This window comes from Photorhabdus machadonis, assembly GCF_052657765.1.
In genome coordinates this window covers 2,595,687-2,611,967 of sequence record NZ_CP199761.1, presented here as the reverse complement: position 1 = coordinate 2,611,967, position 16,281 = coordinate 2,595,687, and the positions used below count along the sequence as shown (strand labels likewise).

Below are 16,281 nucleotides of genomic sequence, written 5' to 3'. Positions count from 1 at the left end.
TGTACTCAAAGTCGATGTTTTTCGACTATTGACACGATTCCGCTTGACGGCTGGCAAGGTTTTGGTAACTTTAGTAATAATTTTTAATTCACTAAAAAATAGCTGGTGGAACACTATGACTATCAAAGTAGGTATCAACGGTTTTGGTCGTATTGGCCGTATTGTTTTCCGTGCTGCACAAGAACGTTCAGACATCGAAATCGTCGCAATCAACGATTTGCTGGACGCCGAATACATGGCTTACATGCTGAAATACGATTCAACTCACGGTCGCTTCAATGGAACGGTTGAAGTAAAAGGCGGCCATCTGGTTGTTAACGGTAAAACTATCCGTGTTACAGCAGAGAGAGATCCCGCTAACCTGAAATGGGATGAAGTGGGCGTTGATGTTGTTGCAGAAGCAACAGGTATCTTCCTGACTGATGAAACTGCACGTAAGCACATCACTGCGGGTGCGAAAAAAGTGGTTCTGACTGGCCCGTCCAAAGATGACACACCTATGTTTGTTATGGGGGTTAACCACAAAGCTTACGCAGGCCAGGACATTGTTTCCAATGCCTCTTGCACCACTAACTGTCTGGCGCCGCTGGCTAAAGTTATCAATGATAAATTCGGCATCGTTGAAGGCCTGATGACCACTGTTCACGCAACCACTGCGACGCAGAAAACAGTGGATGGCCCTTCTGCGAAAGATTGGCGTGGTGGTCGTGGTGCCGCTCAGAATATCATCCCATCTTCTACCGGTGCGGCGAAAGCAGTAGGTAAAGTTATCCCTGAGCTGAACGGTAAACTGACCGGTATGGCTTTCCGTGTTCCTACGCCTAACGTCTCTGTTGTTGATCTGACTGTACGTCTGGAAAAACCAGCGACTTATCAGCAAATCTGTGATGCCATCAAAGACGCGGCTGAAGGTGAACTGCAAGGCGTTCTGGGTTACACCGAAGATGACGTGGTGTCTAACGATTTCAACGGCGAAAAACTGACTTCTGTATTTGATGCAAAAGCCGGTATCGCTCTGAATGACAATTTTGTGAAACTGGTTTCCTGGTATGACAACGAAACAGGTTACTCTAACAAAGTTCTGGATCTGATCACTCACATCTCTAAATAACTGAGTTATCACCCTGCCTGAAAAGAGCTGCCTTTCCTGGCAGCTCTTTTATTTTAATCTGCTTACAACATGCGTTATTCTTGGGCCATGCAATATGCCTGCTGTGGGTTTATAAGGTCATAACACATGAGTGATAAAATTTTTGCGTTACCGATTGCAGAGCAGATCTCCCCTTCCATCAGTCAACGGAATATAGATGGCTTCCCATTGATAGTCGTGTCTCATCCTAAAGTTCGTGGCGCAATCAGCCAGCAAGGGGCGCACCTCATCGCCTGGCAACCCAGTGATGAAGAGCCGGGATTGTGGTTAAGCAGGAAGACAGCATTTAAAGCAGGCACTGCTATCCGTGGGGGTATTCCTATTTGTTGGCCCTGGTTTGGCCCCGTAAGAACACCAAATCACGGTTTTGCCAGAACGCTTCCCTGGGAATTCAGTGCACATAATGAACATGAAAATGGCGTAATATTAACCTTCACACTGAGAGACAACGAATATACCCGTAAATTGTGGCCTTATGATTTTACCTTGATTGCCCGCTTCAAACTGTGTGAAACCTGTGAAGTGGAGCTGGAAACCTATGGTGATTATCAGGCAACCTGCGCTCTGCACACTTATCTGAATGTAGGCAATATTAATCGGATTTCAGTCAGTGGTCTGGGTAAACATTTTATTGATACTATTGCTGACAAAGAGCAATACACAACAGGAGAAGATCTTACTTTCACCGGCCACACTGACCGCATCTATACAGCACCAGAAGATTTTAATCTGATAAGAGATAACTCATTGAAACGAACAATTGAAATTCACCATTACCATCACAGTGATGTTGTATGCTGGAATCCCGGTGCTGAGTTATCGAATAATATGAAAGATATGTGTGATGAAGGTTACAAAAATATGATTTGTGTAGAAACAGCCCGTATAAATAAACCGTTAATTGCCAAAAATGATCGCCCAGCCCACATTTCAGTTGTCATTCGCTGCCGGAAAGACCATCAATAAATATCTCAAAAAAAACCACAAAAAAGACTGAATACAATCCGGTGAATTCAGTCTCTATCCGGTATTATCGTTTCGGGTAATTAAAAACTATATGTAATACCTGTCCAAACGATACTTGAATATGATTTATCAACCATTGGGCTATCTTTAATTTCATCCGGTAGCCATTCAACCCGCCCCATCATAAATACAGACCATGTCTGGTTAAATTCATAATTGGCAGATAATTCCAGATAGGGAGTCCAACTATCACTTGGAGTATATTTTTCCAACCCGCTACGATGTGATTCACGCTCTTTAATTCCATATTCGTAACGATTTTGTTTTTTACTATTCCAGACCACACCTAATCCTGGTTGTAACGACAAACTCCCTATTTCAAAGTCATATAAATATGCCAGGTCAACCGTGATCCCTTTACTTTTACCTAAAGTATCCGCCGAAAAAGAACTGCGTAACGTTCCCCAATCTTCAATATGACGATAACTAAAACCGCCCATCATGGTATCGTGACGTTTATCTAGCTTTTTCAGCTGCTTATCTTCATTATCTTTTGGGCTGAAACTTTGAGGATAATAATATACATCCAAAGATAATTTGTCTTTCGGTTCGTTCCACAAATAATACCCAGCAGCTAAAGTATGAAAATAGAAATTGTCAGTTTCATAATTAACCATTGGAACAGGTAACACTTTATCTTCACTCTTTACTCCCTTATAAGGTGGTGACTGAGCTAGAACAGATGCGCCAACTGACCACTGCCCTGCATAAGCTACCGATGAAGAAAAACAAAAAGTGATGGCTGCCGCTAGAACTTTTGTTTTGTTGATCATTATAAACTATTTCCTATAAAACAATTATGCGATTGTCTATTATCAAGTGTAAGTGTAAGAGATCATTTCCCCTATTTCCAAGTAATAACGTAGTATTTCTGCCCAGAAAGCACTATATGTCTAAATTCCGCTTAATTTTCCTCACAAAAACAAACAAATCTATATGTGAAACACAGATATATTCATTTAATGGAATAGATAACTTATATTCTGTAATAATACCAGCAATAAATTATTATTTATCATTCTCTTTATCAGAACAAAACCATCCTGTCTGATAGTTAGCGATATTGATATTTAACGACATATAGATACCGGGACCCGATCCGCCAATGCACACAACAATTCATAACCAATAGTTCCAAGGATCTCTGCCACATCATCCACTGGCAGGTTTTGCCCCCATAATTCAACAGGACTGCTAATTTGGGCCTGCGGACAAGGCGTCAAATCCACTGACAACATATCCATTGATACTGCACCTAGCACCTGAGTTCTGACGCCATCGACAATAACCGGTGTTCCCGTCATTGCTCTACGGGGGTAGCCATCAGCATAACCACAGGCAACGGTACCGACTCTAATAGGACCTGATGCTGTATATTTACCGCCATAGCCCACTTTTTCCCCAGCCTTGAGATGCTGAATGGCAATAATCTCACTTTTCAGACTCATCACAGCTTTCAACCCAATATCCGCAATATCTTTCCACTTTCCACTGGGAGAAGCGCCATAAAGCACAATACCGGGACGTACCCAATCCCGATGAGTTTGCGGATACCACAGAGAAGCGGCTGAATTAGCCAAACATTGAGCAATATCCAAGCCCTGACTGACTGAATTAATAACGTTAAGTTGTTCAGTAACGCCAATTGCCTTATTATCTGCATTCGCAAAATGCGACATCAACGTGATTTGCCCAATCTGCCGGATACTCCTTGCCAGCAATAAAACCTCTCTATATTGATCCGCAGGAAACCCCAACCGATTCATGCCGCTGTTTAGTTTTAGATAAATATCGATTGGCCGACTCAAATTAGCCATCTCTATTACTTTAAGTTGCCAATGACTGTGTACCACCGTTGTCAACTGATACTGATCAATTATCGGCAAATCTTCCGGTTTGAAAAACCCCTCCAACAACAAGATCGGCCGCTGCCAACCCTGCTCCCGCAATAAAATGGCCTCATTTAACTCAAGTAAAGCAAATCCATCTGTCTGATCGAGATACCGCCATAGACAACGCAGGCCATGCCCATAAGCATTTGCTTTAACTACAGACCAGATTTTGCTATTACCGACCCTATTACGAATAGTCGCCAGGTTATTTTTCAACGCATCAAGATGAATCGTTGCCGAAATCGGACGTGGCATATCAGCCCCTCAGTTCAGTGTGCAATTGATGGTCCAATGGCCCTAATTTCGTATTGAAACCATTAACATAACGGAATACTGATAAATCATCAGAGGCAATGGAAGTCTTCTTACCGGAAATAAGATCAGCCAGTAACTGACTGGAACCACATGCCATTGTCCATCCTAACGTGCCATGTCCTGTATTGAGGTAGAGATTGTTATAGTCAGTCGGACCAACAATTGGAGTACCGTCTGGTGTCATTGGCCGTAAGCCTGTCCAGAAATTAGCCTGAGCAATATCGCCCCCGCCCGGATAGAGATCCTGCACCACCATTTTTAATGTTTCACAACGTGCTTTAAGCACATTCAAATTGAAGCCCACAACTTCTGCCATGCCGCCAACACGAATACGATTGTCAAACCGGGTGATCGCAATTTTGTATGTTTCATCCAACGCAGTCGAGACCGGAGCCCGTTCTGCGTCTACGATAGGCATAGTTAATGAATAACCTTTCAGTGGATATACCGGGATTTTAACAAGACCATTCAACAGTTCAGTGGAATAAGCCCCCATCGCAACAACATAGCTGTCTGCCGTCATAACACCATCTTCACACTGGACACCGGTAATACGATGCCCTTCTACCAGCAACTGTTTGACCTGTTTATTAAACAAAAACGTGACCCCAGCCGTTTCTGCTATTTTTGCCAATTCTTTGGTAAAAAGCTGACAATCCCCCGTTTCATCGTTCGGTAATTGTAAGCCTCCCGTCAGTTTATGAGCGACATGAGCCAGTGCCGGCTCGACCGTCGCCAGTTTATCTGCCGTTAACAGGTTGTAAGGCACACCTTCTTGCTCAAGAACCGCAATGTCATTCATCGCATTATCAAACTGCTTATTGGTGCGGAATAATTGAAGTGTGCCCCCCTGACGACCTTCGTATTGAATACCGGTATCTGCCCTTAACTGTTTGATACAGTCACGGCTGTACTCTGCCAGCCGTACCATCCGGCTTTTATTGATTGCATAGTGGCTGGCATCACAATTGCGCAACATCTGCCACATCCAGCGTAACTGAAACAACGAGCCATCAGGACGAATAGACAGTGGAGAATGACGTTGAAACATCCATTTAATCGCTTTCAATGGGATACCTGGCGCTCCCCACGGCGTCGCGTATCCCGGCGAGATCTGACCGGCATTCGCTGCGCTGGTTTCCTGTGCAGCACTTCCCTGACGATCAATAACGGTTACTTCATGACCTTGCTGTACCAAATACCAGGCACTGGTTACACCAATAACGCCACTACCTAAAACAAGGATTTTCATCACGGTCCCCTGATGATTAAAAATTTAGCCAAGCATAATATGCTGCCTAAAAAAAACCAATATAGGACAATCCTCGGTAGCGTCAATAATCTACATTTATGATTTAGGTCACAATAAGATTACATTTATGCAACAAGAACATTTGTTGCTTATACACAACCAACTTACAATAATTAATACTAAGATGATGAAATTAAAATAAAAATTAAGATTTATATCGCACACTAATTATTGCGTATCCAGTCATTATTCTTAGTTTTTCAGTGAAAATGATAAATCAATCAAACAACCACAAGATACCAATAACCATCAATTAATCGAAATAAAAATCCAAACAAAATCCACAAGCTAAGAATAATATTCTTAAATTAACACATTGATGATTGACTTGAGATAAGAAGAAAAAAGCAACAAAATTCCCGGGGCAGAACATTCTGTCCCGGGTCAATTCAAAATAGTTTTGATTTGAAACTAATGAATTGGATTAAGACTTGGCATTAAGTAAAAAGACTAACGAGATATCATATCAACGACAAACTTCAGTTAAATCACTTGGCATCGTACTTTGCATACTGTGCCAAATGATACCGCTCTCTTTACCATAGTTACGTACACATTCCATCACTTTATCGTAAGATTTATCACGGCATAACATCGCCAGTTGCTGATAAAAGTTCAACGCCAACTTGCGTGCCTCAGGATTAGAGAAGTAATAACGCCCTACACGAGTATATAGCCCTTTCAACCCATTAATAATAAGGCCGTAAATTGGATTATCTGAAGCAAAAGCCAAACCACGGAAAAGATCATAATCCAGAGCGCTGAAAGACTCAGCGTTATCTTCCACATTCTCTTTTTTTGCCAACACGTCCAATGACTGACTCGGATTATGCCTAAAAGCCGTACGAATAAATATTGCAGCAATATTCGTTCTCACCGCCAGTAGGTTATCAATCAACTCAGGAACGCGATCGTGATCAAGACGAGCCAATGTTTCTAAAATATTAAGACCGGATGTTTCCCAAAAGTTATTCACTTTTGTTGGCTTACCATGCTGAATAGTTAACCAACCATCACGTGCCAAACGCTGCAATACCTCACGCAAGGTAGTCCTTGTTACACCAATCAACTCAGATAATTCACGTTCTGCCGGAAGAATAGAACCAGGAGGAAAACGGCCGTTCCATATACTCTCAATAATATATTCTTCCGCAAAACCTGCGGGACTTTGAGCCTTAATGACCATATTTTTGTTATTCCAACGTGGATTTTTCAACTAATAATAGATGAAATTATATCAGAATGCGCCCCTTCAATATAGCTGTCTAGTCTAGAAACCACAAAAACGGTCACGAAAAAAGCACACGAATTGTTTAACTGTACCCAATCTCCCTTAAAATATTTTATATTAAAGCGTACTATTGTTTAGAGAACACGACTTTATGAATTTAGAGGAATTTTAACTACCATGGAAACCAATACCCGGAAAGCGGCGATAAAAAACTTTCTCGGCAACTCGCCGAATTGGTATAAGTTGACTATCATCGCTTTTCTCATCATCAACCCACTTGTATTCTTCTTCGTCACCCCATTTGTTGCCGGCTGGCTGCTGGTTGTCGAATTTATCTTTACTTTGGCAATGGCACTTAAATGTTACCCGTTACAACCCGGTGGTTTGTTGGCAATTGAAGCCGTCATCATCGGTATGACCTCACCTCAACAAATTGGTCATGAAATTGCTAATAATCTGGAAGTGATTCTACTGCTGATATTTATGGTCGCAGGGATTTACTTTATGAAGCAGTTATTGTTATTTGCGTTCACTAAATTGCTTCTTTCCATAAAATCCAAACGGATGCTTGCCCTGGCATTCTGTTTAACCAGCGCATTTCTCTCAGCATTCCTTGATGCCCTGACAGTTATCGCCGTGGTTATTAGTGTTTCCCTTGGCTTCTATTCTATCTATAACAATTTTATCTCTGATCAACATGATGCACTGCTGCCGAATAATGATCGTCATATTGATGCAGAGAAAAAGAAACAAACACTCGCACAGTTTCGTGCTTTTTTACGCAGCCTGATGATGCATGCAGGTTTAGGGACTGCACTCGGGGGTGTGATGACCATGGTGGGAGAACCCCAAAATCTGATTATCGCCAAAAGTGTTGGCTGGGATTTCGTCACCTTCTTTATTCGCATGGCTCCGGTTACCTTGCCTGTTTTTATCTGTGGACTGCTGGTCTGTTTCTTGATCGAACACTTTAAGATATTCGGTTATGGTGCAGAATTGCCGGAACGCGTCCGGCAAGTACTGGAAAATTATGATAAAAAAACCAGCGCAAAACGAACCCGCCAGGAAAAAGCGCAGCTTATTGCTCAGGCACTGATTGGCCTATGGTTAATTGTCGCTCTGGCATTTCATTTGGCAGAGGTTGGTCTGATCGGTCTGTCAGTGATCATTCTGGCCACCTCTTTTTGTGGTATCACGGAAGAACATGCGCTGGGCAAAGCGTTTGAAGAGGCATTACCATTCACGGCATTATTAACGGTATTCTTTTCGATTGTTGCAGTGATAGTTGACCAACAACTGTTTACACCATTTATTCAATTCGTTTTGCAGGCTTCAGAAACTTCTCAGCTTTCCCTATTCTATCTGTTTAATGGCCTGCTCTCAGCGGTGTCAGATAACGTGTTTGTTGGTACGGTTTATATCAATGAGGCCAAGGCTGCTCTGCAAGAAGGGCTAATTTCACACAAACAATTTGAATATCTGGCGATTGCCATTAATACCGGTACTAACCTGCCTTCCGTTGCAACACCTAACGGGCAAGCTGCATTCCTGTTCTTATTAACCTCGGCATTATCACCCTTAATTCGTTTGTCTTATGGTCGAATGGTCATAATGGCATTACCCTACACCATTGTGATGACTCTGGTGGGTTTGTTATGTGTGGAATTTCTGTTAATTCCGATGACTGATATCATGGTCCAGTGGGGTTTAATCGCGTTGCCATAACCGGTAACAAATTTATTTCATAACGTTATTACCCATGCCGGATTGATCGCTGATTACACTCAATCCGGCTTTAATTTTTATCCAAAAAAACAGATTTACTTTAATTGACTTTTGTTGTTGCATTTTAGGCGGCAAAATAGGCGTTCAATGACTTATCTTATCTGCATGGAAAAAAGGACATGATGCGATTTTTAAACCACTATTCTCAAGGACGAAGCGCATGGCTGTTAATGACTTTCACTGCCTTGATACTGGAAGGTTCAGCCTTATATTTTCAACATGTGATGAAATTACAGCCCTGTGTGATGTGTATTTATGAGCGGGTTGCTCTGTTTGGTGTGTTAGGCACGGGATTACTGGGTGCAATCGCACCAAAAACACCGTTACGTTGGTTGGCTATTATTTTGTGGATCTACAGTGCCTGGCGTGGCCTGCAATTGGCATGGGAACATACTATGATCCAGTTATATCCTTCCCCATTTAATACTTGTGATTTTTTTGTAAACTTTCCTTCATGGCTGGCATTGGATAAATGGCTCCCTTCGGTGTTTGAAGCCTCCGGTGATTGTTCAGCAAGACAATGGCAATTTCTGTCATTAGAGATGCCACAATGGTTAATTGGTATTTTTGCCGCTTATCTGGTTGCTGCTGTATTGGTGCTAATCAGCCAATTTTTTGATCGTAAATAACTGCCAATTCAGACGTTAAAACGGTTAGCTGGTGAATCAAATATACTCGCAGAATCATGCCTAAAGGTATCTACCACCGTAATCCCAACGGCATGTTCCTGCTCATAACAGGCAGTTGCCTGATTTGCTTTAAAGATCCAGATTTCAGGCTTCTTATCCATGAGTTCCCCGCTGGGGTTTTAATCCCGTTTAACGGGTGTGAGAAAAGAAAAAGGCCACGCAATGCGCAGCCTGTGAATAACAATATGATACGAAATGATTGTCAAGTGATGGCAAGATCCAATCTCTTACCAAGAACATTTAACGCGTTCTCTACAGTGTCAATTTTCGTGCTGTGGCGTAAAGAAACTATGCGCTGAACATCTTGCGGACGTGTTCCTAATTTTCTCGCCAGCTCTGCATTACTCGTTTTTGTTTGCAGCATTGCATTTAACAACAACACCTTCGCTGCAACACTTGCCGGAACATCAACAAAGGCTTCACCTTCACTAGAAGGCATTGGCACCTCACGCTGATCATCAAAATAAAAATCAAACGCAGTGACAAGAGCATCCCGCGCCATTTTTAGCGCTTCTTCTCTTGTTTCACCCCCGGTTAACGCTTCGGGAATATCGGGAAACATGGCCGCCCATCCCGTTTCATCGTGTTCAAATTTCACCGGATATCGCATAGTGTATTTAGTAAAGCGCGGCGAATAACCGGCCCATTTTTTGGCCAGTTTTATTATTTAATGCCAAGTTGTTTCAGTATCAATTTCCTCAATGGTTCGGGGATCTCTTTACTAGAATGCCGTGGCATTGTTGTTTGCTTGCCATTCAGGAAAATCTTCAGATGATTTGTACCATCTTTAAATTCTGCTCCCTGAGATCTCAGCCTCTACGAAATTCGCTTTGCTTCACTACCTCCTCTCCTGTTGTTTAACTTAAAACAAGCATAAACATTTTTGCTTACATTATCGATGAGAGAGTATACAACAAAGCAAAAAGCCCGCTCATCGCCGGATACGTACCGATGTCAATTCGATCCCCTTTTCCATCCCAGCAATATCTGAACTGAAAAACTACTTTCCTTTTTGGAGTAACACGAACAGATAAACCATCCCTTTTAAATGGGTGCGCAAGAACCTTGCAATAACGCCCTTTCATCACAACGTTTGCCATTCACTAACTGACAAACCGGTGTTTGTGTACCATTTAATTGTATGGCTAATGCAGGTGTACCACCTGCATAAATACAAGTTGCTCTGGCATCAATTCCAAGACCAATTTCTGGCTGGGAATATTGTATCGCTTGATATTGGGCAAATGTTTTCCCTGTTTGACTACTACAGCCAGCTAATAAAGCAAAATTAAAGACCATCGCTCCTAATAAAAATTTATTGAATCTCTTCTTATCGTCGATATTCAACATATCTCTTCTCCGAAAAACAATTCAGGGAAAACTATGCAGCATCATTAATTAATGTGCACTGCTGTTAGAAAGCAAATTTATTACCATAACGCCCGCAATGATCAGCGCCATACCTAACATGGCCGCCCAATCCAACTTCTGCTGATATAAAAATATCGCCGCAACAGAAACCAGCACAATACCAAGACCAGACCATATCGCGTAGGCAACTCCCAATGGCACAACTTTAACTACATGAGATAATGCCCAGAAAGCAATGCCATATCCAACAATGACCAGTATAGAAGGGAATAATTTACTAAACCCATCGGAAGCTTTTAATGAAGCAGTTGCCACAACCTCAGCAACAATTGCCATTGCTAAATATACAAATCCATTCATAACTTTACTCGCCGTAACAGAAAAACATAAATTAAACAACACCAATAGACAAAAACGAGCTGAATCTATCACAAATTCTGGCAAGAGTAACGTAACAAAAATGATATATTTCGTTCCCTAAATCCAATTTAAACATTATTTACAGCGTGCCCGCAGAAGTATCCTGATGACAGGAAGATCGTTGGAAAGATTCTACAAGAAATATGGAAAAGTGCTAATGGTAGGTTCCTGTTTTGCGATTCAGACCAAAATCATTCAGCGCGATAACCTTTACCATCACTTGGGCTTGGGAAAATATAGCGTCGAGGGATTAAGCACCGATATATTTATAAATTAAAAACAATCCTATTATCTGATTAGGCAATCATTGTGGAACTAAAAGAAACGTATACTGTCTGAATTCGAGTAATCTTATTTAAAAATCAAAACGCTTTGAGGGGCAAATTATCCAAGGTGAAAAAATGGTTAAATGGATGAAGTATGGTGGTCGTATTGCGATCGGTCTGGATTTTATTGATACCACCGGGCAGGTGATTGATGCCTGTAATTACGGACAATCAGGACAATGTGAAAAAGTAGCAGTTAAGGAATATAGTCGATTTTTTGGTAGAACAGGAGGGGGAATGACTGGAGAATATCTGGGCAGTATAGGAGCAGCATGTATTGCTCTTGGGGCTGCAACTGATGGTTTGATGGTTGGACTTTGTATAGCCGGTGGAGGCCTTGCAGGTGGTTATGAATAGAGCCGCTTTTATCATCTTACTTATTTCTTATATTTCCGCCATTCTTTTTCTCGTTATATTTATAGTCATTTACAAAATAAATAAGAAAAAAATAGATAAAATTATCGTAATGGTTTAATGAAGTTTAGCGGCTGATAATTGACATTCTGCGCGACAGTCAAGCCATGATTAAATTGCACTTATTAGTTAGTCGAATCCGCCCACCTACAGTCAATCTAAAAGCGCAATCCTTATCTTCTATAACAGAAAAAGCCGTTAATTCATCAAAATTAACGGGTAAAAACGTGCGAAATCCACACAAACTCTTTAAGGTGCTGGGTGATAAAAATGGTATACTCTCCCCCCTAAATCCCATTTGAACATTATTTACAGAGCGTCCGTGGTGGATCAAAAAGCACAATATAACCAGAACAAATTACAGAAACGTTTACGCCGTGATGTCGGTCAGGCCATCGCTGATTTCAATATGATTGAGGAAGGCGACCGTATTATGGTCTGCCTTTCCGGTGGTAAGGACAGCTATACCTTGTTGTCCATCCTGCAAAATCTGCAAAAAAGTGCTCCAGTTAATTTTTCACTTGTTGCAGTTAATCTGGATCAGAAACAGCCAGGTTTTCCCGAGCATATCCTTCCCGCTTATCTGGATGAACTCGGTGTCGAATATAAAATTGTCGAAGAAAACACTTACGACATTGTGAAAGAAAAAATACCCGAAGGCAAAACAACGTGTTCTCTTTGTTCCCGTCTGCGTCGGGGCATTTTATATCGCACCGCGACCGAGTTGGGCGCAACTAAGATTGCATTAGGCCATCACCGCGATGATATTTTGCAAACCCTGTTTCTCAATATGTTTTATGGCGGCAAACTAAAAGGGATGCCACCGAAGTTGATGAGTGATAATGGTAAGCATATTGTGATCCGTCCCCTCGCCTATTGCCGTGAGAAAGATATTGAACGCTATGCAATCGCCAAAGCGTTTCCTATCATTCCTTGTAATCTCTGTGGCTCGCAACCAAACCTACAACGTCAGGTTATCAAGGATATGTTGCGGGAATGGGATAAACGCTATCCAGGAAGAATTGAAACGATGTTCCGCGCGGTACAAAATGTCGTTCCATCCCATCTCAGTGATTTTAATCTGTTCGATTTTAAAAATATTACTCATGGAAGTGAAGTTATTGATGGTGGTGATCTCGCTTTTGATCGCGAAGAATTACCTGTACAACCCGCCGTTGATATAGAAGATCAACCCAATTATCAATCAGAACGGCTGGATATTGTCGAAGTAAAATAGTTACCCTCAATAATACCGCTCCGGATGTATTTCAGGGCGGTAATTTTCTTTTATTTTTCACTGCCATTTTTATTGACTATTTCCCTACTCTGCTGACAACAGCAATGAAAAATAAAAAATGCCGATATTAAAAAATAATATCGGCACAAAAATGGGCAATTATTTTGTATAAAGACTCATGTGAGAAAAACAACAATTACGGAGAACAACGTTCATCGCTTAACGTTGTCTTCACCTGCGGGTGTCATAATGCCTCAATGACGCCAAGTGAGTATTGATATATCTCAAATTAAGGGTCAGTTTTAGCTATACTTCCCAGTAGTTGTGTTTTATTTCTCTGAACAATCGTTTGATTTTTATAACCATCTACTGCGTTTTAACCACCACGCAACAAATATAATCAATCCCAGTAATAACAAGCAAAAAATACTAAAACTCAAATAATATTCATTGCCAGGAATACCACCAAGATTGACGCCAAATAATCCGGTCAGGAATGTTGTTGGCAAAAAAACCATCGCAAATAATGACATGACATAAGTACGACGATTCATCGCATCCGCCATCATTGATGTAATTTCATCTGAAATAATGGCGGTACGGGCAATGCAACCATCTAAATCATCCAATTCCCTTCCCAGACGCTCGGAAATCTCCTGCATCCGCCGACGATCTTCATCACTCATCCAAGGTAATCTTTCACTGGCAAGACGGGCAAATACATCTCTCTGAGGTGCCATATAACGACGCAAAATAATCAATTGCTTACGCAGCAAGGCCAATCCACCCCGCCCCGGTATCCGCTGCTCCAGAATCATATTTTCAAGCTCAATAAGATTGTCATGAAGATCTTCAATAAAATTACCAACTTCATCAGTGATTGCATCAACCATATCGACCAGCCAGTGCCCGGTAGTTTGTGCGCCGATGCCATTTTGCAAATCACTCAATATCTGTTCAAGGGAATGAATTTTACGGTGGCGGCTGGAAATAACAATTTTAGAATTAATATAAATACGGAACACCACCAGTTGATCGGGACGCTCACTTTCATTGCTATTAATTGTTCGCAGCGTGATCATCGTACCATCGCCGATACGAATTATTTTCGGCCTCAAACTTTCCCCAGCTAACCCTGCTTTAACTGATTCGGGTAATAAATCTGTCTCTATTATCCAGCGATAACTCTTGGGATTACGGTAATCCAAATGTTGCCAGAAAGGTTGAGCTGGTGTGGCGAATGCATCCATCTCTATCGCTGTCATTCCGCCTTGACCATCAAACTGACAGGTATAGACTGCATCGGCATCTTTAAATGATGAACCATAAATTGTTTCCACATCCAGCTCCTTACTATTTAGTGCTTATTAGTGCTTGATAATGTACATAGTATGGCTATAAGCCACATCTTCAGGATTGGTGATCGGGTATCCTTTTAACCAAGGTTTTATCAACCGCCCGTTCGTATACTGATAAATCGGGGCAATAGGGGCCTGTTCAGCAATCATTTGTTCCGCTTTGTTATAATCATCATTTCTCCGAGTATCATCCGTTTGCAAACTGGCAGATTGGAGTAGTTTGTCATAATTAGCCTGATGGAATTTGGCAATATTGCCACTATGTGTTGAAGTCAACAGGCTCAGAAACGTGGATGGTTCGTTGTAATCCCCCACCCAAGATGCACGGATAACATCAAAATTGCCGGTGTTGCGGTTATCAATATACGTTTTCCATTCCTGATTCACCAGATTCACCTGTACACCCAGTGTTTTCTTCCACATAGAGGCGACAGCAATAGCAATCTTCTGATGGTTTTCAGAACTATTATAGAGCAAAGAAAGTTTCAGTGGGTTGTTCGGGCCATAACCCGCCGCCTGTAACAACATCTTAGCCTGTTGGTCCAGCTCGGCTTGTGTGTGTTGTTCCATGTCACTGATCACAGGATGAAAACCGGCAGTCACATCCGGCGTGAAATGCCAGGCGGGTTTCTCTCCTGTTCCCAATACTTTTTCCGCAATGACTTTACGGTCAATCGCCATAGAAAGCGCTTTACGCACTCGGGCATCATTGGTTGGGGCACGCTGGGTGTTAAAAGCATAATAATAGGTGCCCAATTGATCTGGCGTATAAACCTGCCCAGGTAATTCATGGCTCAACTTTTTGTACATGTTTTTCGGGAAGGATTCGGTAATATCCAGATCATCAGCCAGATAGCGTTTAGTCGCGTGCGATTCCTGATTAATGGGTACGAATGTGACTTTGGTCAGCACTGTTTTTTTATGATCCCAGTAATAAGGATTTGGCGTCAGAACGATTTTCTCATTCACAACCCGATCGTGTAATTTGAAAGCACCGTTCCCCACCAAATGACCAACTTTTATCCATTCTTTCCCATATTTTTCTACCGTTTTCTTATTGACCGGATAAAGACTGAAATTCGCGGTCAGGTTAGGGAAATAAGGCACAGGCCGATTTAGCGTCACCTGTAATATGTGCGTATCAATGGCCTTAACACCCAGTTTTACAGGCAGCAATTTCCCGTCAATAATTTCCTGCGCATTCTCAATACCCGCCAGTGCGGCAAACCAGGCAAAAGGAGAGGTATTCACTGGGGTGACTAATCGCTGCCAGCTATACACAAAATCCGCCGCAGTAACCGATTCCCCATTTGACCAACGGGCATCAGAGCGTAACGTAAAAAACCAGGTTTTGTTGTCTGCCGTTTTCCACGCTGTCGCGACGCCGGGGATTGCATTGCCATACGCATCCTGATCTACCAACCCTTCAAACAGATCACGCTGAACCTGAGCTTCAGTCAGGCCCACCGCATTAATTGGATCTAAGGATGCCGGTTCGTCTTTTAGGTGGCGTACCAATTCTTGTCTAACATTAAGCTGAGTACCGGGAGGCACTTCCGCAGCGAAGGCCGAAGCAATAAGAAAGAAACCACTGATTAGTAGTGCACATGAAGTCAAGCTGAAATAGCGCATGAAGGTAATCTGCCCTGTATGTAAAATAATTATTCCAGAACCGAATTATAAACCATTGTCAAAGGGGCACAATCAGACAATTTTACTTCATAGACGCTATTTTGATGGGCAAGAGCCCACTAT

Annotated in this window: 16 protein-coding genes and 2 pseudogenes; 6 read left to right on the top strand and 12 right to left on the bottom strand. The window is 41.9% G+C overall.

Translation table 11 applies throughout. The features are described 5' to 3' along the window. Positions 1–115 precede the first annotated feature (115 nt). Both gapA and ACUN2T_RS12445 read left to right on the top strand, forming a co-directional pair. Complete coding sequence (gapA, locus tag ACUN2T_RS12450) at positions 116–1,111, top strand: glyceraldehyde-3-phosphate dehydrogenase (RefSeq protein ID WP_445497723.1); 996 nt, start codon at positions 116–118, stop codon at positions 1,109–1,111. A gap of 126 nt (positions 1,112–1,237) precedes the next feature. After that, positions 1,238–2,116 (top strand): D-hexose-6-phosphate mutarotase, encoded by an 879-nt coding sequence (locus ACUN2T_RS12445; RefSeq protein ID WP_445497722.1) that lies wholly within the window; start codon positions 1,238–1,240, stop codon positions 2,114–2,116. A gap of 80 nt (positions 2,117–2,196) precedes the next feature. Here the strand turns inward: ACUN2T_RS12445 and ACUN2T_RS12440 are convergent, their stop codons facing one another. The 4 genes from ACUN2T_RS12440 to fadR all read right to left on the bottom strand — a co-directional run bounded on the left by ACUN2T_RS12440 (position 2,197) and on the right by fadR (position 6,881). Then, a complete protein-coding gene (locus ACUN2T_RS12440; RefSeq protein ID WP_445497721.1) occupies positions 2,197–2,949 on the bottom strand; it encodes a MipA/OmpV family protein in 753 nt (250 codons plus the stop codon). Positions 2,950–3,246: 297 nt separating this feature from the next. Next, the gene (dadX, locus tag ACUN2T_RS12435; protein ID WP_445497720.1) at positions 3,247–4,323 is read right to left on the bottom strand and encodes a catabolic alanine racemase DadX; all 1,077 of its coding nucleotides are present in this window, start codon (positions 4,321–4,323) and stop codon (positions 3,247–3,249) included. Position 4,324: 1 nt separating this feature from the next. Beyond that, positions 4,325–5,635 (bottom strand): D-amino acid dehydrogenase, encoded by a 1,311-nt coding sequence (locus tag ACUN2T_RS12430; RefSeq protein WP_445497719.1) that lies wholly within the window; start codon positions 5,633–5,635, stop codon positions 4,325–4,327. 526 nt (positions 5,636–6,161) lie between these two features. Continuing rightward, positions 6,162–6,881 (bottom strand): fatty acid metabolism transcriptional regulator FadR, encoded by a 720-nt coding sequence (gene fadR / locus ACUN2T_RS12425; protein WP_445497718.1) that lies wholly within the window; start codon positions 6,879–6,881, stop codon positions 6,162–6,164. Positions 6,882–7,103: 222 nt separating this feature from the next. On the opposite strand from fadR, the gene nhaB reads away from it, so the two are divergent. Then, the gene (nhaB, locus tag ACUN2T_RS12420) at positions 7,104–8,651 is read left to right on the top strand and encodes a sodium/proton antiporter NhaB (RefSeq protein ID WP_445497717.1); all 1,548 of its coding nucleotides are present in this window, start codon (positions 7,104–7,106) and stop codon (positions 8,649–8,651) included. A 179-nt stretch (positions 8,652–8,830) separates the two neighbouring features. Continuing rightward, positions 8,831–9,340, top strand: a complete 510-nt coding sequence (gene dsbB, locus ACUN2T_RS12415) for a disulfide bond formation protein DsbB (protein ID WP_445497716.1) — start codon at positions 8,831–8,833, stop codon at positions 9,338–9,340. 8 nt (positions 9,341–9,348) lie between these two features. Here dsbB and ACUN2T_RS12410 read toward each other — a convergent pair whose 3' ends face one another. From ACUN2T_RS12410 to ACUN2T_RS12385, 6 genes and pseudogenes are all read right to left on the bottom strand, one after another. Beyond that, the gene (locus tag ACUN2T_RS12410) at positions 9,349–9,501 is read right to left on the bottom strand and encodes a hypothetical protein (RefSeq protein WP_445497715.1); all 153 of its coding nucleotides are present in this window, start codon (positions 9,499–9,501) and stop codon (positions 9,349–9,351) included. A 101-nt stretch (positions 9,502–9,602) separates the two neighbouring features. Beyond that, positions 9,603–10,010, bottom strand: a complete 408-nt coding sequence (locus ACUN2T_RS12405) for a type II toxin-antitoxin system HicB family antitoxin (protein ID WP_350306106.1) — start codon at positions 10,008–10,010, stop codon at positions 9,603–9,605. Positions 10,011–10,063: 53 nt separating this feature from the next. Next, positions 10,064–10,239 (bottom strand): annotated as a pseudogene (locus tag ACUN2T_RS12400) (type II toxin-antitoxin system HicA family toxin). A 96-nt stretch (positions 10,240–10,335) separates the two neighbouring features. Beyond that, positions 10,336–10,443, bottom strand: a pseudogene (locus ACUN2T_RS12395) (Arm DNA-binding domain-containing protein); the annotation flags it as partial. A gap of 1 nt (position 10,444) precedes the next feature. Beyond that, complete coding sequence (locus ACUN2T_RS12390; protein ID WP_445497714.1) at positions 10,445–10,750, bottom strand: putative hemolysin; 306 nt, start codon at positions 10,748–10,750, stop codon at positions 10,445–10,447. A 48-nt stretch (positions 10,751–10,798) separates the two neighbouring features. Continuing rightward, complete coding sequence (locus tag ACUN2T_RS12385; RefSeq protein ID WP_445497713.1) at positions 10,799–11,131, bottom strand: DMT family transporter; 333 nt, start codon at positions 11,129–11,131, stop codon at positions 10,799–10,801. A 461-nt stretch (positions 11,132–11,592) separates the two neighbouring features. Here ACUN2T_RS12385 and ACUN2T_RS12380 point away from each other — a divergent pair, with 461 nt between their 5' ends. Both ACUN2T_RS12380 and ttcA read left to right on the top strand, forming a co-directional pair. Next, a complete protein-coding gene (locus ACUN2T_RS12380) occupies positions 11,593–11,874 on the top strand; it encodes a hypothetical protein (protein ID WP_445497712.1) in 282 nt (93 codons plus the stop codon). A 364-nt stretch (positions 11,875–12,238) separates the two neighbouring features. Next, positions 12,239–13,168, top strand: a complete 930-nt coding sequence (ttcA, locus tag ACUN2T_RS12375) for a tRNA 2-thiocytidine(32) synthetase TtcA (protein ID WP_445497870.1) — start codon at positions 12,239–12,241, stop codon at positions 13,166–13,168. A 356-nt stretch (positions 13,169–13,524) separates the two neighbouring features. On the opposite strand, the gene zntB is transcribed toward ttcA, so the two are convergent. Both zntB and ACUN2T_RS12365 read right to left on the bottom strand, forming a co-directional pair. Further along, positions 13,525–14,508 (bottom strand): zinc transporter ZntB, encoded by a 984-nt coding sequence (gene zntB / locus ACUN2T_RS12370; protein WP_445497711.1) that lies wholly within the window; start codon positions 14,506–14,508, stop codon positions 13,525–13,527. Between the two features lie 27 nt (positions 14,509–14,535). Further along, complete coding sequence (locus ACUN2T_RS12365; RefSeq protein ID WP_445497710.1) at positions 14,536–16,158, bottom strand: peptide ABC transporter substrate-binding protein; 1,623 nt, start codon at positions 16,156–16,158, stop codon at positions 14,536–14,538. Positions 16,159–16,281: the final 123 nt, after the last annotated feature.